Below are 22,817 nucleotides of genomic sequence, written 5' to 3' on the forward strand. Positions count from 1 at the left end.
TTAGTTTCGTCAAAAAAACAAATTTTAACAACAACTTAGAAAACTAAAAAATGCCTATCCAAAACGAATAGGCATTTTCTACAACAAACAATATCTTAATTATTTAGTAAACAATAACTCTCTGTATTTAGTTAGTGTCCATAATTCATTATCAACTAACAACTCTAATTTATCACAGTGGTTTCTAATGATTTCAAAATACGGTTTTACTTTATTACAATAAGCTTCAGCTGTTTTTTGAGCATTATTCAAAGCATTCGCATTTTTTCTTTCATTACGCATCTCCTCAACTTTAGCATTGATACCTTCGATATGAGTAGAAATCTCTTTTATCAAACCAATTTGCTCTTTAGCAATTGATTCAAATTCTTTTCCAAAAATATCTTTCAAGCCTTTTACATTTTCAATCAAAGTATTTTGATAACGAATAGCTGTTGGGATAACATGATTTTTCGAAATATCTCCTAAAACCCTACTTTCAATTTGGATTTTCTTAGTGTATTCTTCTAATTCAATTTCGTAGCGTGCTTCCACTTCCACATGATTCATAATTCCTAATTCAGAAAACAAATCAAGTGCTTGTTTTGATGCTCTAGCTTTTAGGGCTTCAGGTGTTGTTTTAAAATTACTCAATCCTCTTTTCTTAGCTTCTTTTTCCCAGGCCTCGCTATAACCGTCACCTTCAAAAAGAATATCTTTTGAAACCTTGATATACTCTCTCAAAACATTAAAAATAGCATCATCTTTTTTCATTGCTTTTGAATCAATCAAAGCATCAACTTCCACTTTAAAATCTCTCAATTGCTTAGCAACAATGGTATTTAAAGTAGTCATTGCATTCGAACAATTTGCTGAAGAACCTACCGCTCTAAACTCAAATTTATTTCCTGTAAAAGCAAAAGGTGATGTTCTGTTTCTATCGGTATTATCTAAAATTACCTCTGGAATTTTCCCTACTACGTTTAATTTTAAATCGGTTTTTTCTTCTGGAGATAATTTTCCTGTGGTTACACTTTCTAATTCAGCCAAAACTTTAGTCAGTTGTTCTCCAATAAATACCGAAATGATTGCAGGCGGCGCTTCATTAGCTCCTAAACGATGGTCATTGCTAGCCGTTGCAATCGAAGCACGCAACAATTCTTCATAATCATTTACCGCTTTGATGGTATTAATAAAGAAAGTCAAGAACTGCAAATTACTCATTGGAGTTTTACTAGGACTCAATAGATTCACTCCAGTGTCAGTTGCCAATGACCAGTTGTTGTGTTTCCCGGAACCATTTACACCTTTAAAAGGTTTTTCATGCAACAACACTTTAAAATCATGACGTTCGGCTACTTTTTGCATAATATCCATCAAAAGACAGTTATGATCCACAGCCAGATTTGTTTCTTCGAAAATTGGTGCTAACTCAAATTGATTTGGCGCAACTTCATTATGACGCGTTTTAACCGGAATTCCAAGCAACATACATTCTTGTTCCAAATCACGCATATAAGTCAAAGCGCGAGTAGGAATTGACCCAAAATAATGATCATCTAATTGTTGACCTTTTGCCGATGTATGCCCTAACAAAGTTCTTCCTGTCATCATCAAATCAGGACGAGAATGCGCCAAAGCCTTATCTACCAGGAAATATTCTTGTTCCCAACCTAAGGTTGCTGTAACTTTTTTGACATTCTTATCAAAATAACGACAAACTTCAGTAGCCGCTTCATCCATAACAGCCAAAGCTCTTAATAAAGGAATTTTGTTATCTAATGCTTCTCCTGTATAAGAAATAAAAACGGTAGGAATACATAAGGTAGTACCATATATAAATGCTGGAGAAGTTGGATCCCAAGCCGTGTATCCTCGGGCTTCAAAAGTATTCCTGATTCCTCCGTTTGGAAAACTGGAAGCATCCGGTTCTTGTTGAACCAATTGTGCTCCCCCAAATTTCTCTACCGGATCACTTCCATCAAAAGAAGTTTCAAAAAAAGCGTCATGTTTCTCAGCTGTTGTTCCTGTTAGAGGCTGAAACCAGTGTGTATAATGAGTAACTCCTTTAGCCAAAGCCCACTCTTTCATACCCATCGCGATATAATCAGCCAATTTTCTGTCTATTTTTGTTCCATGTTCAATAGCTCCTTGTACAGCTTTAAAAGCATCTGAAGTCAAATATTGCTTCATTGCCTTTTCGTTAAAAACATTTGTTCCAAAAATGCTTGATTTTCTATTGGTTTCTTCAAAATGAACCGCTTTTCTATTAGAAGCCTCTCTTAATGCTTGAAAACGTATTGTTGACATTTTTAAAGTATTTATTAAACTGTTAATAATCAATTTTATAATTAAAAAACACAAAGATAAAGAATCTAACACTAAAATCAGCCCGCTAACCCATTATCAAATTGCTTTTTATTTAGCTTCAAAATTGCTATTTTTTAAATATACCCCCCGTCAAAATATAGTAATCCAAAAAATAACATCCATTTAAACAAAAGACACCCCAAGGTTTTCAGCACTAAAAAAAATATTCTATATTTGCACCTCAGTTAAAATCAAGAAAATTAATTTATATTATTATGGCAAAAATAAAGTTAGAGTACCTTTGGTTAGATGGTTACGAACCAACTCAAAATCTTAGAAGTAAAACAAAAGTTGAAGAACACGAAAACTTTCAAGGAACTTTAGAAGAAATAGGAAACTGGTCTTTTGACGGTTCTTCTACAAAACAAGCTGAAGGTGGTTCATCTGATTGTCTATTAGTACCAGTTGCTATCTATCCAGATCCAGAGCGTATTAACGGATGGTTAGTAATGTGTGAGGTTATGAATGCTGATGGAACTCCACATCCTTCTAACGGAAGAGCTACTATTGATGATGACAATGATGATTTCTGGTTTGGTTTCGAACAAGAGTACTTCATCATGGATACTAAAACTTTATTACCATTAGGTTTCCCTGTAGGTGGATACCCTGCTCCACAAGGAATGTACTACTGTTCAGTAGGTGGAAAAAACACTCACGGAAGAAAATTAGTTGAAGAGCACGCTAACTTATGTATTGATGCTGGAATCAACTTTGAAGGAATCAACCAAGAGGTTGCTTGTGGACAATGGGAATTCCAATTATTCGCTAAAGGAGCTAAAAAAGCAGGTGATGAAATCTGGGTTGCTCGTTACTTATTAGATCGTTTGACTGAGAAATATGGTTACTATATTGAATACCATCCAAAACCACTAGGAGATACTGACTGGAATGGTTCTGGTATGCACGCTAACTTCTCTAACGAAGTATTAAGAACATGTGGTTCTCAAGAAACTTACGAGAGAATTTGTGAGGCTTTCCGTCCTGTAACTAAAGAGCATATTGCTGTTTACGGAGCTTACAATGAGCAACGTTTAACTGGTAAACACGAAACTGCTTCTATCAACGACTTCTCTTACGGAGTATCTGACAGAGGATGTTCTATCCGTATTCCTTTGATGACTGTTCAAAAAGGATGGAAAGGATGGCTAGAAGACAGAAGACCAGCTTCTAACGGTGATCCATACAAAATTGCTGCAAGAATTATCAAAACAGTTAAATCTGCTTTGTAATTTTTATATACAATTCAAAAGTGCTTTCAGAAATGGAAGCACTTTTTTTTTATATTAAAAGTAAGACACAAACAACTATCTTTGCAAAAACACAAAAACAATTATCATGATAGTTTGGATTTGCTTCATAAGTGCTATTTTATTATTCCTGGCTTTAGATTTGGGAATTTTCAACAAAACGCCTCACGAAATCAGCTCAAAAGAAGCCGGAAAATGGACCGGAATTTGGGTTTCATTGTCTTTCCTTTTTTCAACTGTAGTTTACTGGTTGTATAGTAACAACTACGTAGCAAACCCTGATCAGCTAAAACCTATGGCTGCTACAATAAAGTATATCACAGGTTATCTTATCGAACTTTCATTAAGTATTGATAATATTTTTGTAATTGCTATTATCTTTTCTTCTTTTAGAATTCCAAAAAAATACCAACACCGTGTTTTATTTTGGGGAATCATTGGAGCCATTGCATTTAGAGGACTCATGATTTATTTTGGAGTAATGATTATCAATAAATTCGCCTGGACAACTTATTTATTTGGAGCCTTTTTGATTTACACAGCCATCAAAATGCTAATTACAAAAGAAGACCACGAATACGACCCTCACAATTCTGTAATATACAAATACTTAAAAAAACTAACCCCTATTACTACAAAAATAGACGGCGAACATTTTTTTATAAAAATCAACAATACCAATACCGCAACCCCATTATTTGTAGCCTTGATTCTTATTGAGGTTATGGACATTATCTTTGCCTTAGATAGCGTACCGGCTATTTTAGCCATTACCTCCGATCCGTTTCTGGTATTTAGTTCGAATATTTTTGCCATTTTAGGACTGCGTTCCATGTATTTCTTTTTAGCCAATATGCTGGAAAAATTCAGCTATCTGGAATACAGTTTGATTGCCATTTTAAGTTTTGTAGGATTCAAAATGATTTTCCACAAATTTGTCAATCTGCCGGAATGGGCTTCTTTAGCTTTTATCGCAGTGGCGCTACTCTCAGGAATCATTGTCTCAATACAAAAAGACAAACGAAACAAAAAAGCATAAAAAAAAGGAAATCGAGAGATTTCCTTTTTTTATTTTTTCATAAAATATTAATTCAGCTCTTTAACATTACTATCATCAATATTATATTTCTTGATAACAGCATTATAATCAGAATAATCTTCTTTAACATTATTAGCAAATTTCGCTGTTCCAGAAGGAGAACCTGGCACAATAACAATTCTAAAAGTTTGATTATTTAAATATTCCGGAGTCAGTGCTAAATTATAGGTTGCTCGCGCATAAATTATAAAATGTCCAACACTAAAATCAAAATCATAATCGACTTCTCCATTAGAGTTATAAATTGTTCTTGGTATTTGTTCCCAAATAGGTGAATTTGTACCACTTATCGATCCAACTTTTCTATAAATTAAAATAACATCCTCATTAAAGAGTACAGGATTTAATTCTTCATAAATATTATACCCATCTTCAGAATTAAAACCAAAATTCACATTGGTTAATTGAAAGACTTCACTAATAGTATCATTGTCTGGCTGAAAGTTATCATCCGAAGTAGTACAACTGGAAACAGCTAAAAAGCTAACAAAGGCAAAAAGTGTTATTATTTTTTTCATGACTATAAATTTTTAAATGGTTAAGGTTTGTAATCTAGTATTCATTAATTGTGCCAAAATTTATTTTTCGATGAAATTTTTCTTTTCCTGCCTGCCGAAAGACACAATCCATGCAATTCACAACAGTACTACCAACAAAAAAGCACCCGCTATCAAACGGGTGCTTTAATTAAAATTAAGATTTATTTATTTTTTTATTTAGCTGCAGATATCACATCATGAGTCGTAGAACCCTGACTAGTTGTTAATCTTATATAGAAAACCTGTTGTTGTTCGCTATTAAAATTATAATCTAATGTAATTACTGTACCATTAGAACATTGTGCTTGTGATTTAGTATAAACCATTTGGTTTTTACTATCGAACACCTCAATGGTCGCATCAGAAGTATAATCAAAAGTACATTGAATAGACAACTGACCATCAACCGGAACCGGATAAGCTACAAAACCTGCCAAATCAGCCTGCATTAATGACATTGTAGTTATTGTTTCAATAACCGGACAATCTAATGGCTCAATACCATAACCAACAGGTATTCTACATTCGTCAAAAGCGTTATTGATTTTATCAACCACATCTGCAATAGCACTTAGTGAAACACCATTGGTATCTCCTCCACCCAGAGCTTGATTTGCCAAAGCATACAATCCCTGAACAGTAGCATTACCTCCTAAAGCAGTTACAATATTAGCTGGAATACTGTAGAACTCATACTCATTATTTGTTGTCCCATCAGGATTACAAGAACGTATTTTTGGAGTATCAGATCCACAACCTCCTTCTGAAGCTGCTGTTGCAAAAGTTCCAGCTTGTAATTCAAAATCACCAAGTTGTCCATTTATACCTAAGTTCAAACCTAAAACAATAGTTTGAGCTAATAAAGTATTATTGATATTTCCATCTTTCAATAAACTTTGAGGCAAATTACTTATTGAATGCAATCCATTATTAGGACCGGTAGGAAGTGCTTTACTCATACCTCCGCCTGGCAACACCGCTATGATAGCATCAATATCAGTCATATTATTCATGATTGAAACATGACGCACATCTTTTATACCAACATACATAGCACCTCCATAAGAAGCCAAGGCTTTTTCAATAAGTGCTTTGGTTGTATAACTTGCAAATCCACCTAGTCCATCAGGAGCACAAGACATACCTCCAATGTTTCCATAGTATCCTTGGGTATAAGTACATAATGCATCTGAACAAATTTGTACTGATACCATTGCTGCATCTGTTGAAGTACATCCATTAGCCGGATTAGTAACAGTTAAAGTATAAGTACCGGCGGCATTTACTGTTGGAGTAGCTGTATCAACACCTGAAACTATGTTTCCACCGTTGCTGGCAACCCAGGCAAATGTTGCCCCTTGAGTTGTAGAAGACCCTAAAAGCATTACAGAAGAAGTACCACATAATATCAAACCGTCTGAACCAGCATTAGCATTTGGCAACTCTTTATTCACAGTAACGGTTACTTCATCAGTATCACTACAACCTGAAGCGGTGTGTGTTTTAGTTACTGTATAAGTAGTAGTTACAGATGGATTTACAGATGGGTTAGCTAAAGAAGAACTAAAGCCGGCTGGAATAGAAGTCCAGGAATAAGTATAACCCGCGGCTGAAGCTTCTCCAATTGACCCACCACTTGTATTAGCAATACAACTTATGGTAAAATCAGTTCCGGCATTGGCTAACACATCTGGTTTATTTACAGTAACAGTTACTTCATCAGTATCACTACAACCTGAAGCAGTATGTGTTTTAGTTACTGTATAAGTAGTAGTTACAGATGGATTGACAGATGGATTAGATAAAGAAGAACTAAAACCGGCTGGCATAGAAGTCCAGGAATAAGTATAACCCGCGGCTGAAGCTTCTCCAATGGTACCGCCATTTGCATTTGTGGTACAGGTTTTAGTAAAGTCATCTCCCGCAACTGCTACAACTGTTGGTTTATTTACTGTAACAGTCACCTCATCAGTATCACTACAACCTGAAGCGGTGTGTGTTTTAGTTACTGTATAAGTAGTAGTTACAGATGGATTTACAGATGGATTAGATAAAGAAGAACTAAAGCCGGCTGGAATAGAAGTCCAGGAATAAGTATAACCCGCGGCTGAAGCTTCTCCAATTGATCCACCACTTGTATTAGCAATACAACTTATGGTAAAATCAGTTCCGGCATTGGCTAACACATCTGGTTTGTTTACAGTAACAGTTACTTCATCAGTATCACTACAACCTGAAGCAGTATGTGTTTTAGTTACTGTGTAAGTAGTAGTTACAGATGGATTGACAGATGGATTAGATAAAGAAGAACTAAAGCCGGCTGGCATAGAAGTCCAGGAATAAGTATAACCCGCAGCTGAAGCTTCTCCAATGGTACCGCCATTTGCATTTGCGGTACAGGTTTTAGTAAAGTCATCTCCCGCAACTGCTACAACTGTTGGTTTATTTACTGTAACAGTCACCTCATCAGTATCACTACAACCTGAAGCGGTGTGTGTTTTAGTTACTGTATAAGTAGTAGTTACAGATGGATTTACAGATGGATTAGCTAAAGAAGAACTAAAGCCGGCTGGAATAGAAGTCCAGGAATAAGTATAACCCGCGGCTGAAGCTTCTCCAATTGATCCACCACTTGTATTAGCAATACAACTTATGGTAAAATCAGTTCCGGCATTGGCTAACACATCTGGTTTATTTACAGTAACAGTTACTTCATCAGTATCACTACAACCTGAAGCAGTATGTGTTTTAGTTACTGTATAAGTAGTAGTTACAGATGGATTGACAGATGGATTAGATAAAGAAGAACTAAAACCGGCTGGCATAGAAGACCAGGAATAAGTATAACCCGCGGCTGAAGCTTCTCCAATGGTACCGCCATTTGCATTTGTGGTACAGGTTTTAGTAAAGTCATCTCCCGCAACTGCTACAACTGTTGGTTTATTTACTGTAACAGTCACCTCATCAGTATCACTACAACCTGAAGCAGTATGTGTTTTAGTTACTGTATAAGTAGTAGTTACAGATGGATTTACAGATGGGTTAGCTAAAGAGGAACTAAAGCCGGCTGGAATAGAAGTCCAGGAATAAGTATAACCCGCGGCTGAAGCTTCTCCAATTGATCCACCACTTGTATAAGCAATACAACTTATGGTAAAATCAGTTCCGGCATTAGCTAACACATCTGGTTTATTTACAGTAACAGTTACTTCATCAGTATCACTACAACCTGAAGCAGTATGTGTTTTAGTTACTGTGTAAGTAGTAGTTACAGATGGATTGACAGATGGATTAGATAAAGAAGAACTAAAGCCGGCTGGCATAGAAGTCCAGGAATAAGTATAACCCGCAGCTGAAGCTTCTCCAATGGTACCGCCATTTGCATTTGCGGTACAGGTTTTAGTAAAGTCATCTCCCGCAACTGCTACAACTGTTGGTTTATTTACTGTAACAGTTACCTCATCAGTATCACTACAACCTGAAGCGGTGTGTGTTTTAGTTACTGTATAAGTAGTAGTTACAGATGGATTTACAGATGGATTAGCTAAAGAAGAACTAAAGCCGGCTGGAATAGAAGTCCAGGAATAAGTATAACCCGCAGCTGAAGCTTCTCCAATTGATCCACCACTTGTATTAGCAATACAACTTATGGTAAAATCAGTTCCGGCATTGGCTAACACATCTGGTTTATCTACAGTAACAGTTACTTCATCAGTATCACTACAACCTGAAGCAGTATGTGTTTTAGTTACTGTATAAGTAGTAGTTACAGATGGATTTACAGATGGATTAGATAAAGAAGAACTAAAGCCGGCTGGCATAGAAGACCAGGAATAAGTATAACCCGCAGCTGAAGCTTCTCCAATGGTACCGCCATTTGCATTTGTGGTACAGGTTTTAGTAAAGTCATCTCCCGCAACTGCTACAACTGTTGGTTTATTTACTGTCACATCCACACTATCAGTAGCACTACAAACCGTACCTGTCTTAGTTTTTGTCACAGTATAAGTAGTACTAACCAATGGATTGGCAATAGGATTAGCAATATTAGGATCACTTAAACCTGTAGTTGGTGACCAAGAATAGGTAAATCCTGCTTCTGGAGCTTCTCCAATTTCTTTACCATTTGGATTAGTAATACAAGTCATCGCAAAGTCTGCTCCAGCATTAGCTATTGGAATTAAATTCAAATTCAACTGAATTGGAGCCCCGGGAAAATCTTTTAACTCTGACTGAGCAGAATTCCCTGAAGATCGGGTTCTAATAAATAGTGTACTAATATTAAAACACGGATCATTAGGACTGGTATTTTTAAATACTTCTGTTAAATTGATAGCTCCTTCTGCCCATTGATTAGGAGCATAAGTACCCGGAGTAACACCATAAGCATCAAAAGGAACTGTAGTGGTCACACTGTTATTGGTACAAAAAACATTTCCGGGAAAAGTAGTATTAGGAACTACAACATATTCAAATCCGCTTCCTACAGCTTTCCAAACTCTAATTACAACAGTAGCGTCACCACCACCCTGAGTAAACTCTATGGTAATCAACACATCTCCTACTGTACGACCTCCTTGGGTACCCAAAGTAGAAAACGCACCACTACCTCCGGTAATAGGCGCTATACCAGTATTAGGATCTACAGGTCCAAATGTTGCACCAGTTATAGTTAAAGGTTTTTGTAAAAACTCAAAATCAATATAGCTACTTCCGTTAGTAACCTGACGATCACCTGCAAAAAGACACCATAAATCAGTTGGATTTCCGAATCTGTTCGTTCCGTTAACAAATGTTAATCCATCAATACTTTCTCCTCCTTCTACAGAAGCGCTACCATAAGAAAAATGAGCTCCAGCATTTTGAATCTCATTTTTATTAGGAGAAGAACCGGCTCCCCAGGTATAAGTATTAGGATTGTCATTTATCTTATTGGATGCAGTAAATATAGTAAGGTCATCTACATAGCGATCTTGTAGAAAAAAAGTAAACCCAGGATAAAGAAGAGAACCATTAGAAAAGTCAAGAACACCATTGTTCGTCATATCCAGTGGGTAATCAGGATTACCAAATTGCCTGTCAAACAAATCCCCTACGTTTTGATAAATAGTATTAATAGGTTCATGTGCCCAGGCATCTCCGTCAACACCTGAACCACTAATAGGATACTGTACCGGCACGATTCCCTTGATATTTTGTGCATTGACCGTATAAGCCATCATTAAAATTACAAACAAGAGCATTGACCGCACTACTGACTGATGCCACATAGCCTGCCAAAATCTTGACAAATAATCTACATTAAAAAATTTAAGAATACTGTTTTTCGTTAAAAGGCAAGTCGCTAATTTGCGCGTTAAGACATCGAAAAACTTCGAAATTGTATTATTTTCCATGACATAAAGTATTTTTATTTCATAAATTACTTAGGTAGGAAACTAAAATTTGGGGAAAAAGTATCGAAAAAAAGAATTGCAAAAACACCCGCATAGCCAGAAGCCATGAAGTAAATCATCAAACAAAGGATAAGTGAATATCCCCTTATTAACCAATAACTATCATAGAAATAGTTTCCAGTGATTAAAAAAAGGTTAAAAGCAACTGTTTTCAGAATGTGGGGGTAGAAAACTTGTAATAAACACCTTCGCAGAAAACCACGAAGCCATCAATCAATTAACGGAATAACTGAAAGAATGACAAATTCAATCTTTTAGTATTAACCAATAACCATTTTTAAAAAAATATTCAAAAATCAAAAAGGCTAAAAAGCAGTTGTTTTCAGAATGTGGGGGTAGAAAACTTGTAACAAACACCTTCGCAGAAAAACGCAAAGCCATCAATCAATTAACGGAATAACTCAAAGAATGACAATTCAATCTTTTGATATTAACCAACAATGCCAATAAAATTATTCTAAAAAATTAACGCATCCAGTAGGTTAAAAATAAGTTTGGGGTAACTTAAAAAAATAGTTTTTTTTCGAAATAAAACTAAAGAAACAACAAAATAAAATGGTCTGAATTTTATTTTGTCTTTCAAAGTTAATTTTTAATAAAAGACCTAAATGTTAACAAAACCTTAAAATAGATTATCCGCTTTTTTTAATCGACAAAATGCAAAAATCCAGACTAAAAAATAAAAAAAACCGAATAACTATAATAAAAAAACTATTAAAAAACACAGCTAAACAACTGTGAATGAGACACAAAAAAAGCCAAAATAAAACAAAATCTATTTTGGCTTTTTTATATCATTCAAACGAAATACTATTTCAAACTCAACAAACTTTGTTCAAGAGTTTCAATCTTAGCTAAAGCATCAGCTTCTTTTTGTCGCTCATTAGCAATTACTTTCTCAGGAGCTCCAGCCACAAATTTCTCATTAGATAATTTAGCCTGTACTGATTTCAAAAATCCTTTGATATACACCAACTCGGCATTCAATTTTTCAATTTCTTCTTCGATATTGATATTTCCGGTAATCGGGATAAAATATTCATTTGATTTCACACGGAAAGACAAGGCTGAATCTACTTTTTCAGAAACATATTCTATATCACTAACATTTCCTAACTTAGTAATCACTGCATCAAAATAAGTTGTCACTTTATCATTATTCATCACCTTTAATTCGATAACATCTTTAAAAGGAATGTTTTTGTCTTTACGAATTGTTCTGATTCCGGAAATCACTTCGGCTGCAAAATCAAAATTCTGAATTAATTTGGAATCAAAAGCTTTCATTTCTGGCCAGGTTGAAACAATCAAAGCTTCTTCCGGAGTTCTTTCGGCAATATGCTGCCAAATTTCCTCTGTCAAAAACGGCATGAATGGATGTAACAATTTCAGGTTATTCTCCAACATTTCGATTGCTTTATCAAACGTAGGTTTATCAATTGGTTGTTGGTAAGCTGGTTTAATCATCTCAAGGAACCAGGAACAGAAATCATCCCAAACCAGTTTGTAAATGGCCATCAATGCATCTGAAATTCTGTATTTTTCAAAATTGTCTTCAATTTCAGCTAAGGTTTGCTGCAACTTAGCCTCATACCATTCAATCGCTACTTTTGATGATTCCGGCTGCGGAATAGTTTCTGAAACTTCCCAACCTTTAATCAATTTGAAGGCATTCCAAATTTTATTCGAAAATCCTTTTCCTTGATTACATAATTCTTCATCAAACATAATATCATTTCCTGCCGAAGCACTCAACAACAATCCAACACGAACACCATCAGCACCAAACTTCTCAATTAAATCTAAAGGATCAGGAGAATTACCCAAAGATTTAGACATCTTACGACGTTGTTTGTCACGAACCAAACCTGTTAAATATACATTCGTAAACGGTTTTTCACCAGCATATTCATAACCAGCGATAATCATTCTGGCAACCCAAAAAAACAAAATATCCGGACCTGTTACCAAGTCGTTTGTTGGATAATAATATTTATAATCCGAACTTTCCGGATCCATGATTCCTCCAAAAACGGACATTGGCCATAACCAAGAAGAAAACCAGGTATCTAAGGCATCTACATCTTGTTTTAAATCGGAAGTTTGAAGTTGGGAGTTAGCAGTTTTTTCTTTGGCTAATGCCAAAGCTTCTTCGATAGTTTCAGCAACTACAAAGTCTTCTTTTCCGTCTCCATAATAATAGGCTGGAATTTGTTGTCCCCACCATAATTGACGAGAAATATTCCAATCGCGGATATTGTTTAACCAATGCGCATAAGTATTATTAAAACGAGCTGGATGCAATTTAATATCGCCATCAACTAAAACCGATTTGATTGCCGGTTTTACCAAATCTTCCATTTTCAAAAACCATTGATCAGATAATCTTGGTTCGATTACGGCTTTAGTTCTTTCAGAAGTTCCTACTTTATTCAAATGGATTTCGGTCTTCGCCAAAGCACCATTTTCTTCTAATTCTTTTGCAATTTCAGTACGAACCACAAAACGATCTTTTCCCTGATAATGCAATCCAAAACTATTTAGCGTAGCATCTTCATTAAAAATATCAACGATTTCAAGATTGTGTTTTTCACCAAGCGTTTTATCATTCATATCATGCGCAGGAGTCACTTTCAAACATCCTGTACCGAATTCAACATCTACATATTCATCTTCAATAATTGGAATTACACGACCACAAATAGGAACAATTGCTTTTTTCCCTTTCAAATGGGTAAAGCGCTCATCGTTTGGATTGATACAGATTGCAGTATCTCCAAAAATAGTTTCAGGACGTGTGGTAGCTACTGTCAAAAAGTCTTCACTGCCTTCTATTTTATATTTTAAGAAAAATAATTTTCCATTGCGTTCTTCATAAATTACCTCCTCATCAGAAAGGGTTGTCTTAGCTTCCGGATCCCAGTTTACCATTCGGTATCCACGGTAAATCAAACCTTTGTTATACAAATCAACAAACGATTTAATTACAGATGCTGACATATCAGGATCCATGGTGAATTTAGTACGTTCCCAATCACAAGAAGCTCCTAACTTTTTAAGCTGTTCTAGAATTGTTCCACCATACTTGTCAGTCCATTCCCAGGCATGCTTCAAAAATTCCTCACGAGTTAAATCGTTTTTATTGATTCCTTCGGCTTTCAATTTAGCAACAACCTTAGCTTCGGTAGCAATAGAAGCGTGATCGGTTCCCGGCACCCAGCAAGCATTAAATCCTTTCAAACGTGCTCTACGAATTAAAACATCCTGAATGGTATTATTCAACATGTGCCCCATGTGCAAAACTCCGGTAACATTAGGTGGAGGAATTACAATGGTATAAGGTGTTCTGTGGTCGGGTTCTGAATGGAAATAGTTGTTCTTCATCCAGTAATCATACCATTTATTCTCAATCGTTTTAGCGTCAAATTGTGCAGGAATAGCCATAAAAAGTAAGCTTTAAAAACCAAAATAGCCTTTTGGTCTAATTTTTGTCATTTATAAATCGGGAACAAAAGTAAATAATAATGCACACTATAAAAAGGGAAATAAAAATTTGTGCACTAATTAAAAGAAAGTATATTTACTTTATTAATACCAACAACCATGAAAAAAATAGCCACGTTCGCAGCAATCTTATTATTTAGCTATATTGGATTTGCTCAAAAAGGAGCTAAAATAGAATTCAAAGCTAAAAACAACACTATCGATTACGGAACAATTAACAAACAAAGTGATAACGGAATTCGTTCTTTTGAATATACTAATACCGGAGACGCACCGCTGATTATTTACTCTGTCCAATCAACAAGCAGTTGTACTGTTTTATCCAAACAAAATGAAACTGTTTTACCGGGGAAATCAAGTAAAATTGACATTAAATACAACATAGTTCCCGGACCAATTAGAAAAACAATCACAGTAGAATCAAACGCCATTAATTATGATAATGGTCGAATTCCTTTAAAAATCAAAGGTGAAGTTACTTCATTGTAGCTTTTATACAAAAAATGCTTTTTAGATATTGGTCTAAAAAGCATTTTTTATATAATATTAAGTAATTGAAACTTAAAAGTCATCTGTTTTCCCTCTCTAACCACTTTTAACTCAATCCAAATTTCATTCTCTGACCACAAAAGCGAATTAACTTCCTGCAACGAATAATTATACACCTCTTTTCCATCAACAGCAACCAGAACATCACCTGTCAGCAAACCACTTTTTGCCGCATTTGAATTTTCTCTGATATAACCTATTTCATAAACGGGCTTCAACTCCATTTTATACTTAAGGTTTGCTGTGTTTTTTTCTAAATTCCCACGATCTATTACAATTGAATTATCCTCAACTACAATCAGGCGTCTTACCCATTGTACCCCTGATTGCCACAATTCAATTCCGCTTTTGTTATAATAAAATGAAGCTTTATACGATTTGTTTTTCTTTAAAAACAGTAACTGACGGTCATAATCAAAAACAACCGAAAATCGCCTTAATATTTCCCCTCCTAAAGAGCCGAGTCGGTCATTAGTTAAACTAATATTTTTTATCGAAACAGAATCCGGAAAAGCTACAATAGGCAAATCAAATTTAAAATCGGCAATCGAAAATTGAGTTACACGTCCCCGCTTCCCCTCGACAACACCTCCTAAACCATGTCCTAAATAGTCATCAAAATGTTTTTGAGGAACTTTAATTTTATTCGAAACCTTATCAAAAAGCCAAATCGCATCACTATTTCCGGAATCAATCAGCAATTTTACTACAACATCCTCAGTATCCATCTTTACTAAGGCATTTACATAAGGCTTCCTTCTTTCAATAAGTAGCGGAATTTTAGCATATTCTTTCTCCATCTTTTTCTGAAATTTAGAATTCGGCTTGTAAAAAACCACTTCGCTATTACGATAATCAATAGCAACCAAATGATTTTTAAAAGCCGAATGCCCTATAATTCCATTGACCGTAATCCCTACAAAACTGGACAAATCAAAAGACAAATCGGTAATTAAGTATAAAAAATGCTCCTTAGATTTCATCTCACCTATAGCCAAAACATTCCCCGAAGATTTAACCCCATCTACTCCTTCATTTTCTCCTAAACCTCTAATTTTTATTTTCTCTACATGTTGCAAATGAATCTTTTCAGGATCTTCAAAACCAAACAAAATGGTTTCTTCAACTCCTGAATCCAATAAAAATAACAACCGCTCTCCGTTTACATTAATAGGAATAAAAACCAGATTATTAATCACCTGAGCCTTAACTCTGACTTTATCAGTTTTATTTTCAGCAAATTCAAAACCCTCCTGTGAAAGAACAGGAATTACAAAACCAAATAAGAAAAAAAAGAGCACTATTTTTTTCATGAATCGCAGTTTCTATAAAGTTAATAAAAATCCTGCTTTTAAATTCATATATTTTCAAATTGTAAAGGGATAGATAGGCTAGTTCAAAAAAAAAATCGCAAATTTGCAGCAAATTTTTATTAACATGCCTGAGATTTCAATAAGAGGCCGAAGAATGCCTGAATCGCCAATTCGAAAATTGGCTCCTTACGCTGACATAGCTAACAAAAAAGGCTTGAAAGTGTACCATTTAAACATAGGTCAACCCGATATAAAAAGTCCCGAAATAGCCATCCAGGCCATTAAGAATATCAATATGGACATCATTGAGTATGGTCCATCAGCCGGTTATGAAAGTTACCGTAAAAAATTAGCGCAATTTTACACCAATCAAAATGTAAGGGTCGATTATACCGATATTATGATTACCACCGGTGGTTCGGAAGCCTTATTGTTTGCTTTAGGCAGCATAATGGATCCGGGAGACGAAGTAATCATTCCGGAACCTTTTTACGCTAATTACCACGCTTTCTCTGAGGAATCAAGTGCTACTGTAATTCCGGTAAACTCAGATTTCGAAAGCGGCTTTACCCTGCCTTCAATTGAAGCTTTCGAAAAACTGATTACGCCTAAAACCAAAGCAATATTAATTTGTAATCCAAGTAACCCAACAGGAAACTTATATTCGGAAACAGAAATTCAACAATTAGGCGAGTTAGTAAAAAAACACGATTTGTTTTTAATTGCTGACGAAGTGTATCGCGAATTTATATACGACGAAAAAGACCGTCATTATTCAGTAATGAATCTGATTGGTTTAGAGCAAAATGTAATCATGATTGATTCCGTTTCAAAACGTTACAGTATGTGTGGTGCTCGAATTGGCTGTATGGTCACTAAAAACAAGGAAGTTATTGCAGCAGCAATGAAATTTGCGCAGGCTCGTTTGTGTCCTCCTACAATTGAACAAATTGCCTGCGAGGCAGCTATTGACACCCCTCAAAGTTATTTTGACGAAGTAATTACAGAATACAAAGAAAGAAGAGATACACTAATCACCGAATTACACAAAATTGAAGGTGTAAAAGTTACTCCACCTAAAGCCGCTTTTTATTGTATAGCCGAACTTCCGGTTGACAATACCGAAACCTTTGCACAATGGTTGTTAGAAAGTTACAACCTAAACAAAGAAACCGTTATGGTGGCTCCCGCGGCAGGATTTTATTCGACTCCGGGAATGGGTTTAAAACAAGTGCGTATTGCTTATGTACTTAACAAAGAAGACCTGACAAGAGCTGTTCATATTTTAAAAGATGCAATTGCAACTTACAACGCAAGATAAGGACTTATATTTCTTTTAAAACCTATTAACAAAGACAATAACCCATTTAAAGTTATTGTCTTTGTTTGTTTAAAATCATTGTTAAATTAGCGACCAAAAAGAGCTGATTTTTTATCAAAAGCTATAGAAATTCTTTAATTTATATTAATTATCTTTACAGCCTTAAAAATATACACCCACTATAATAGTAGTATTTAATGATACAAAACGAAGAACTGCACGACGAAATCGGAGACAATCACATTAGTTCAAGTGCAAAAAATCCAATGCGAGAGGACGCTTTCGCAATTTCGGATGATGAAAAAATTGACAAAATAAAAAAAGATGTCGAAAACATCCTTCTAACACTTGGGATGGATCTAAACGACGACAGCTTAAAAGGTACACCTAACCGTGTAGCTAAAATGTTTGTAAAGGAAATTTTTGGCGGACTAAATCCAAACAAAAAACCAAAAGCTTCTACCTTTGACAACAACTACAAATACGGTGAGATGTTAGTCGAAAAAAACATTATTGTTTATTCTACCTGCGAGCATCACTTATTACCAATTATAGGTAGAGCTCACGTGGCTTACATTTCAAACGGAAGAGTTATTGGTTTATCAAAAATGAACCGAATTGTAGAATATTACTCTAAAAGACCTCAGGTACAAGAGCGTCTTACAATGCAAATTGTACAAGAATTACAAAAAGCTTTAGGAACCGAAGATGTGGCCTGCGTTATTGACGCTAAACATCTTTGTGTGAATTCAAGAGGAATCAGTGATATTGAAAGCAGCACCGTTACATCTGAATTTGGCGGAAAATTCAAAGAAGTACAATGCAAAAGAGAATTTTTAGACTATATCAAATTAGAAACCAGATTCTAAAAACACAATATTCTTTTGAATCAAAAGCCCTAAATTATATTTTCGATAAAAAATAAAACATGTCAATTTACAATACTCAAACACTAAAAATATACAATTCACTCTCTGGAGAGAAAGAAACTTTTGTACCTATAAACGAAGGCAGTATTGGAATGTATGTTTGCGGACCAACAGTTTATAGTAATGTACACCTTGGAAACCTAAGAACTTTCATGTCTTTTGATGTGATTTTCAGATATTTTACACATTTAGGCTACAAAGTAAGATATGTTAGAAACATCACCGATGTAGGTCACATCGTCGATGATGTAGATGAAGGTGAAGATAAAATTGCCAAAAAAGCACGCTTAGAGCAATTAGAACCTATGGAAGTCGTACAGCGTTATACAGTCGATTTTCACGAAATTCTAAAAGCATTCAACTTCCTGCCTCCCAGTATCGAACCTACCGCAACAGGCCATATTATTGAGCAAATCGAAATTATCAAAAAAATAATTGATTCGGGAATTGGTTACGAAGCCAACGGATCGGTTTATTTTGACGTGGTTAAATTTAACAAAACCAATAATTACGGAAAATTAAGCGGGCGCAATATCGAAGACATGCTTGCTAACACCCGGGATCTTGACGGACAATCTGACAAGAGAAATCCTCAGGATTTTGCTTTATGGAAAAAAGCCGAACCACAACACATCATGCGTTGGCCTTCACCGTGGAGCGATGGTTTCCCTGGCTGGCATTTAGAATGCACCGCCATGAGCACCAAATACCTTGGCAATCATTTTGACATTCACGGCGGCGGAATGGATTTAAAATTCCCTCACCACGAATGCGAAATAGCTCAAAACGAAGCCTGCACAGGACAAACTCCGGTAAATTACTGGATGCACGCCAACATGCTTACCTTAAACGGTAAAAAAATGGCCAAATCAACCGGAAACAACATTTTACCAAGAGAAATTTTAACCGGCGAAAACACCGTTTTAAGCAAAGCTTTCCCGGCATCAGTAGCACGTTTTTTTATGCTACAAGCACATTACCGCAGCATTCTTGACTTTTCGGACGAAGCCATTGTTGCTGCCGAAAAAGGATACAAGAGACTTATGGAAGCAATTGATTCGCTAAAGCAAATAAAAACCAGCTCAAACAGCAGCTTAGACATTGCTGACTGGAAACAACTTTGCTATGACGCAATGAATGACGATTTCAACACTCCTATTTTAATTGCGCAATTATTTGAAGGTGTTCGCTTTATCAACTTACTAAAAGAAAACAAAGAAAGTATTAGTGCCGCTGATCTTGAAACACTTGCTACAACCATACATTCTTTTGTTTTTGATGTCCTTGGACTCGAAAATCAAAAAGCAACTGACAACAGTAACGACAAATTAGAAGGCACAATCAATATGTTAATTGGTATGCGAAACAAAGCGCGTGCTGATAAAGATTTCGCTATGTCTGACCATATCAGAGACCAATTGCTTGCTTTAGGAATCCAACTAAAAGACAGTAAAGAAGGAACAAGTTTCAGTATTTAGTTTTGAGATTTTATTGAAAACATTCTTTTATGAATCTCAAAACCATTAGATAAAACAATAAAAATGTTTTCAAAAATTATCATATTTCCATTTGTATTATTGGTACGTTGCTATCAGCTGGTTATCTCTCCGCTCATGCCGGCAGCTTGCAGATTTACACCTACTTGTTCAGCATATATGATTGAAGCTTTAAAAATGCACGGATTGTTTTACGGAGGTTTTTTAGGCATTAAAAGAATCCTAAGCTGTCATCCCTGGGGAAAAAGCGGTTATGATCCGGTACCCGAAAAGAAATGCAATCACAAACATTAACCTTTAATTAGTACTGGTTTTACTTTAAATATTTAATTTTACAACTATAAAACAAAACACATGATACACAGTTTAAATATCGTATGGAATCCATCCGAAGGTATAGATTTAGGTTTCTTTGTAATTCGATTTTACAGCCTAATGTTTGTAGTTGCTTTTGGATTAGGTTGGTATATTATGAAAAACATTTTCGAACGTGAAAATGAATCCATAGACAAACTGGACTCGCTATTTGTTTGGACAGTACTTGCCACATTAATCGGCGCCAGACTGGGACACGTGTTTTTTTACGACTGGGAATATTTTAGAAATCATTTACTCGAAATCTTTTTGCCTTTTAGGTTTTCTCCTAAATTTGAATTCACCGGATTTCAGGGATTAGCCAGTCATGGTGCTGCAATTTCGATAATAATTGCCATGTACTATTATAGTAAAAACATCTTAAAACGACCAATACTTTGGATTTTGGACCGCGTAGTTATTGCTGTTGCAAGTGGTGCTATTTTTGTTAGATTGGGTAATTTTTTCAATTCAGAAATTGTTGGAAAAGAAACCAACTCACCTTTTGGAATAAAATTTATTCAGGACTATTACAGCAAAGCCGATGCGGTTAACGCAACACAAATAGCCAATCCCAAAGAAGCCTTTAATGCCATCGCAACAAATCCAAAATTTGCCAATTTACTGGCGCAGGTTCCCATTAAACACCCAACCCAGCTATACGAAGCCTTCTGTTATGTTTTTGTACTTGCTATATTATTCTTTCTATACTGGAAAACCGAAGCCAGAAAAAAATCCGGATTCTTATTTGGCCTTTTCCTTGTGCTCTTATTTTCAGTTCGTATGGTAGTCGAATCAGTAAAAGAAAGTCAGGGAGGATTTGAAAATGCTTTAGGATTACTTTCAACAGGTCAATGGCTAAGTATTCCGTTTATCCTAATTGGTTTCTATTTTATATTCACAGCCGAGAAACCTGTCAAAATATAAAACTTTATCACATAAAAAAAATGCCGTCTAACCTAATAGACGGCATTTTTTTATGTTAAAATTCCAAATTTTAAAACAATTGGAATTTAAAAATTTGGAATTTGTTTTCACAAAAAAACCACCTAATTTCTTAGATGGTTTTACTTAAGAGCCGATAGAGGGACTCGAACCCACGACCTGCTGATTACAAATCAGCTGCTCTAGCCAGCTGAGCTACATCGGCCTGTAATAATGTCAATTTCAATAAAAAACCACCTAATTCCTTAAGTGGTTTTACTAAGAGCCGATAGAGGGACTCGAACCCACGACCTGCTGATTACAAATCAGCTGCTCTAGCCAGCTGAGCTACATCGGCGTCATTATTACGAGTGCAAATATACAGCTGAATTTCTTTTTTCCAAAGGAAATCTGCACTTTTTTTCGCTTTTTACTGACTACAATTGGTTGATTTTAGCAATCAATTGATTTGCAACTTGTTCCAATTCTACATTGATTTGCTTAAAGTGTGCTTTTTTATTTTCAACATTCTTAGCATTCACTTTTGTGATTAAATTATCAAAAGCAGCAATAGCCTCGTCAATTAAATTATTTGTTTCTTCAGTAGGTTTTCCTGTTGTAGAAATTTCAAACAAGTAAACCGCCTCAATAATATCTCCTAAAACGTAGTTGATGTCTTTCTTTAAATTCTTAACGTTTGCCATTTTTATTTAATTTTAATTTGCGTTTGCAAAAGTACACATAAACTTTCTATTAGCCACTATGAAATGTAAATTTCTAAAATAGAAGCTTTTCCACTCAAAACAAACTCTTTGATTGCAGCCGGAATCAACACTGTATCTCCTTTTTTATAACTGTACCTCACACCATTATAATCCAATTCAAAACTTCCTTCCACACACATATAAACCGTAAAAGTATCCCCTGATTTCTCAAGAGATACTTCTCCATCCAAAGGAACAAAATTAGTTGTAAAATAAGGACAGTCAACAACAACGTTGGATTGATTTACTTCTTTTGTATATTCTTTATAAGTATCAACCTTGTCATAATTAATAGCATCTAGAGCTTGATCAATATGCAATTCTCTTCCATTACCCTGAGCATCTACCCTGTCAAAATCATAAATTCGATACGTAATATCAGAAGTTTGCTGGATCTCGGCAACCACTAAGCCTGCTCCAATGGCATGAACTGTTCCTGTTTCCAGAAAAAACACATCTCCCGATTTTACTTTCACATCATCCAATATAGAAAGCAAACTTTTGTTCTCAAGATTTTCTAAATATTCATTAGCATTCGATTTTTCTTTAAAACCCACAATAATACGAGCATCATCATCAGCCTGCATGATGTACCACATCTCTGTTTTTCCAAAAGAATTATGACGTTCCTTAGCCAAGGCATCATTAGGATGCACCTGAATGGATAAATCCTCACGAGCATCCAGATATTTAAAAAGTAACGGAAATTGCTTCCCGAATTTTTGATAAACCGCTGTTCCTAAAATCTCATTTGGAGCCTCATCAATTACTTCAAGCAATGATTTTCCTTTTAACACTCCATTTGCAACAATACTCACGTCGCCTTCAACAGTTGACAATTCCCAACTTTCACCGGTTGTTGCCGATTCGATTGCTTTATTAAGTACTGTTTTTAATTTTTCTCCACCCCAAATTCGTTCTTTTAAAATTGGTTGAAATTGTAATGGATATAGATTCTGTATCATTTTAT

General features: G+C 35.3%; 15 protein-coding genes and 2 tRNA genes. 8 read left to right on the forward strand and 9 right to left on the reverse strand.

Features of this window, described 5'->3' with window-relative positions; translation table 11 throughout:
* Positions 1-99 precede the first annotated feature (99 nt).
* Positions 100-2,289 carry a glutamine synthetase III family protein gene (locus BIW12_RS02880; protein ID WP_071186097.1) on the reverse strand — a complete coding sequence of 730 codons (2,190 nt, stop codon included), beginning with the start codon at positions 2,287-2,289 and terminating at the stop codon, positions 100-102.
* Between the two features lie 275 nt (positions 2,290-2,564).
* Between BIW12_RS02880 and BIW12_RS02885 the strand changes: the two genes are divergently transcribed.
* Together BIW12_RS02885 and BIW12_RS02890 are read left to right on the forward strand one after the other, a co-directional pair.
* Entirely contained in the window at positions 2,565-3,581 is a 1,017-nt protein-coding gene (locus tag BIW12_RS02885) for a glutamine synthetase beta-grasp domain-containing protein (protein WP_071183729.1), read from the forward strand.
* 106 nt (positions 3,582-3,687) lie between these two features.
* Positions 3,688-4,638, forward strand: a complete 951-nt coding sequence (locus tag BIW12_RS02890) for a TerC family protein (protein ID WP_071183730.1) — start codon at positions 3,688-3,690, stop codon at positions 4,636-4,638.
* A 47-nt stretch (positions 4,639-4,685) separates the two neighbouring features.
* Here BIW12_RS02890 and BIW12_RS02895 read toward each other — a convergent pair whose 3' ends face one another.
* The 3 genes from BIW12_RS02895 to BIW12_RS02905 form a co-directional block, all read right to left on the reverse strand.
* The gene (locus BIW12_RS02895) at positions 4,686-5,216 is read right to left on the reverse strand and encodes a hypothetical protein (RefSeq protein ID WP_071183731.1); all 531 of its coding nucleotides are present in this window, start codon (positions 5,214-5,216) and stop codon (positions 4,686-4,688) included.
* A gap of 194 nt (positions 5,217-5,410) precedes the next feature.
* Positions 5,411-10,633: a hypothetical protein gene (locus BIW12_RS02900; RefSeq protein ID WP_157499465.1), complete on the reverse strand. Its 5,223-nt coding sequence runs from the start codon at positions 10,631-10,633 to the stop codon at positions 5,411-5,413.
* An 870-nt stretch (positions 10,634-11,503) separates the two neighbouring features.
* Positions 11,504-14,137, reverse strand: a complete 2,634-nt coding sequence (locus BIW12_RS02905) for a valine--tRNA ligase (RefSeq protein WP_071183733.1) — start codon at positions 14,135-14,137, stop codon at positions 11,504-11,506.
* Positions 14,138-14,296: 159 nt separating this feature from the next.
* Here BIW12_RS02905 and BIW12_RS02910 point away from each other — a divergent pair, with 159 nt between their 5' ends.
* On the forward strand, positions 14,297-14,686 hold the full coding sequence (locus BIW12_RS02910) for a DUF1573 domain-containing protein (RefSeq protein WP_071183734.1): 390 nt from the start codon (positions 14,297-14,299) through the stop codon (positions 14,684-14,686).
* 47 nt (positions 14,687-14,733) lie between these two features.
* On the opposite strand, the gene BIW12_RS02915 is transcribed toward BIW12_RS02910, so the two are convergent.
* Positions 14,734-16,059, reverse strand: a complete 1,326-nt coding sequence (locus tag BIW12_RS02915; RefSeq protein WP_071183735.1) for a PDZ domain-containing protein — start codon at positions 16,057-16,059, stop codon at positions 14,734-14,736.
* A 124-nt stretch (positions 16,060-16,183) separates the two neighbouring features.
* On the opposite strand from BIW12_RS02915, the gene BIW12_RS02920 reads away from it, so the two are divergent.
* The 5 genes from BIW12_RS02920 (at position 16,184) to lgt (ending at position 21,086) form a co-directional block, all read left to right on the forward strand.
* The gene (locus BIW12_RS02920) at positions 16,184-17,380 is read left to right on the forward strand and encodes a pyridoxal phosphate-dependent aminotransferase (protein WP_071183736.1); all 1,197 of its coding nucleotides are present in this window, start codon (positions 16,184-16,186) and stop codon (positions 17,378-17,380) included.
* Positions 17,381-17,577: 197 nt separating this feature from the next.
* Complete coding sequence (gene folE / locus BIW12_RS02925; RefSeq protein ID WP_071183737.1) at positions 17,578-18,249, forward strand: GTP cyclohydrolase I FolE; 672 nt, start codon at positions 17,578-17,580, stop codon at positions 18,247-18,249.
* Positions 18,250-18,308: 59 nt separating this feature from the next.
* Positions 18,309-19,787 (forward strand): cysteine--tRNA ligase, encoded by a 1,479-nt coding sequence (gene cysS / locus BIW12_RS02930; protein ID WP_071183738.1) that lies wholly within the window; start codon positions 18,309-18,311, stop codon positions 19,785-19,787.
* Between the two features lie 63 nt (positions 19,788-19,850).
* Complete coding sequence (yidD, locus tag BIW12_RS02935; protein WP_071183739.1) at positions 19,851-20,099, forward strand: membrane protein insertion efficiency factor YidD; 249 nt, start codon at positions 19,851-19,853, stop codon at positions 20,097-20,099.
* A 60-nt stretch (positions 20,100-20,159) separates the two neighbouring features.
* Positions 20,160-21,086, forward strand: coding sequence for a prolipoprotein diacylglyceryl transferase (gene lgt, locus BIW12_RS02940; RefSeq protein ID WP_071183740.1), 927 nt, complete (start codon positions 20,160-20,162; stop codon positions 21,084-21,086).
* A gap of 149 nt (positions 21,087-21,235) precedes the next feature.
* Here the strand turns inward: lgt and BIW12_RS02945 are convergent.
* From BIW12_RS02945 to BIW12_RS02960, 4 genes are all read right to left on the reverse strand, one after another.
* Positions 21,236-21,309 (reverse strand) — tRNA-Thr (locus BIW12_RS02945).
* Positions 21,310-21,367: 58 nt separating this feature from the next.
* A tRNA-Thr gene (locus BIW12_RS02950) sits at positions 21,368-21,441 on the reverse strand.
* 79 nt (positions 21,442-21,520) lie between these two features.
* Positions 21,521-21,787 (reverse strand): hypothetical protein, encoded by a 267-nt coding sequence (locus BIW12_RS02955; protein ID WP_071183741.1) that lies wholly within the window; start codon positions 21,785-21,787, stop codon positions 21,521-21,523.
* Between the two features lie 56 nt (positions 21,788-21,843).
* On the reverse strand, positions 21,844-22,812 hold the full coding sequence (locus BIW12_RS02960; protein WP_071183742.1) for a type I phosphomannose isomerase catalytic subunit: 969 nt from the start codon (positions 22,810-22,812) through the stop codon (positions 21,844-21,846).
* Positions 22,813-22,817: the final 5 nt, after the last annotated feature.

This window comes from Flavobacterium commune (genome assembly GCF_001857965.1).
In the GTDB taxonomy this organism is placed as follows: Bacteria; Bacteroidota; Bacteroidia; order Flavobacteriales; family Flavobacteriaceae; genus Flavobacterium; species Flavobacterium commune.

What these genes read in the sequence shown, in the direction of transcription:
- BIW12_RS02910 (WP_071183734.1), top strand. Translation starts at nt 14,297, where the DNA reads ATGAAAAAAATAGCCACGTTCGCAGCAATCTTATTATTTAGCTATATT.
- BIW12_RS02890 (WP_071183730.1), top strand. Translation starts at nt 3,688, where the DNA reads ATGATAGTTTGGATTTGCTTCATAAGTGCTATTTTATTATTCCTGGCT.
- folE (WP_071183737.1), top strand. Translation starts at nt 17,578, where the DNA reads ATGATACAAAACGAAGAACTGCACGACGAAATCGGAGACAATCACATT.
- BIW12_RS02880 (WP_071186097.1), bottom strand. Translation starts at nt 2,289, where the DNA reads ATGTCAACAATACGTTTTCAAGCATTAAGAGAGGCTTCTAATAGAAAA.
- BIW12_RS02900 (WP_157499465.1), bottom strand. Translation starts at nt 10,633, where the DNA reads ATGGAAAATAATACAATTTCGAAGTTTTTCGATGTCTTAACGCGCAAA.
- lgt (WP_071183740.1), top strand. Translation starts at nt 20,160, where the DNA reads ATGATACACAGTTTAAATATCGTATGGAATCCATCCGAAGGTATAGAT.
- BIW12_RS02960 (WP_071183742.1), bottom strand. Translation starts at nt 22,812, where the DNA reads ATGATACAGAATCTATATCCATTACAATTTCAACCAATTTTAAAAGAA.
- BIW12_RS02920 (WP_071183736.1), top strand. Translation starts at nt 16,184, where the DNA reads ATGCCTGAGATTTCAATAAGAGGCCGAAGAATGCCTGAATCGCCAATT.
- BIW12_RS02905 (WP_071183733.1), bottom strand. Translation starts at nt 14,137, where the DNA reads ATGGCTATTCCTGCACAATTTGACGCTAAAACGATTGAGAATAAATGG.
- yidD (WP_071183739.1), top strand. Translation starts at nt 19,851, where the DNA reads ATGTTTTCAAAAATTATCATATTTCCATTTGTATTATTGGTACGTTGC.
- BIW12_RS02885 (WP_071183729.1), top strand. Translation starts at nt 2,565, where the DNA reads ATGGCAAAAATAAAGTTAGAGTACCTTTGGTTAGATGGTTACGAACCA.
- BIW12_RS02955 (WP_071183741.1), bottom strand. Translation starts at nt 21,787, where the DNA reads ATGGCAAACGTTAAGAATTTAAAGAAAGACATCAACTACGTTTTAGGA.
- BIW12_RS02895 (WP_071183731.1), bottom strand. Translation starts at nt 5,216, where the DNA reads ATGAAAAAAATAATAACACTTTTTGCCTTTGTTAGCTTTTTAGCTGTT.
- BIW12_RS02915 (WP_071183735.1), bottom strand. Translation starts at nt 16,059, where the DNA reads ATGAAAAAAATAGTGCTCTTTTTTTTCTTATTTGGTTTTGTAATTCCT.
- cysS (WP_071183738.1), top strand. Translation starts at nt 18,309, where the DNA reads ATGTCAATTTACAATACTCAAACACTAAAAATATACAATTCACTCTCT.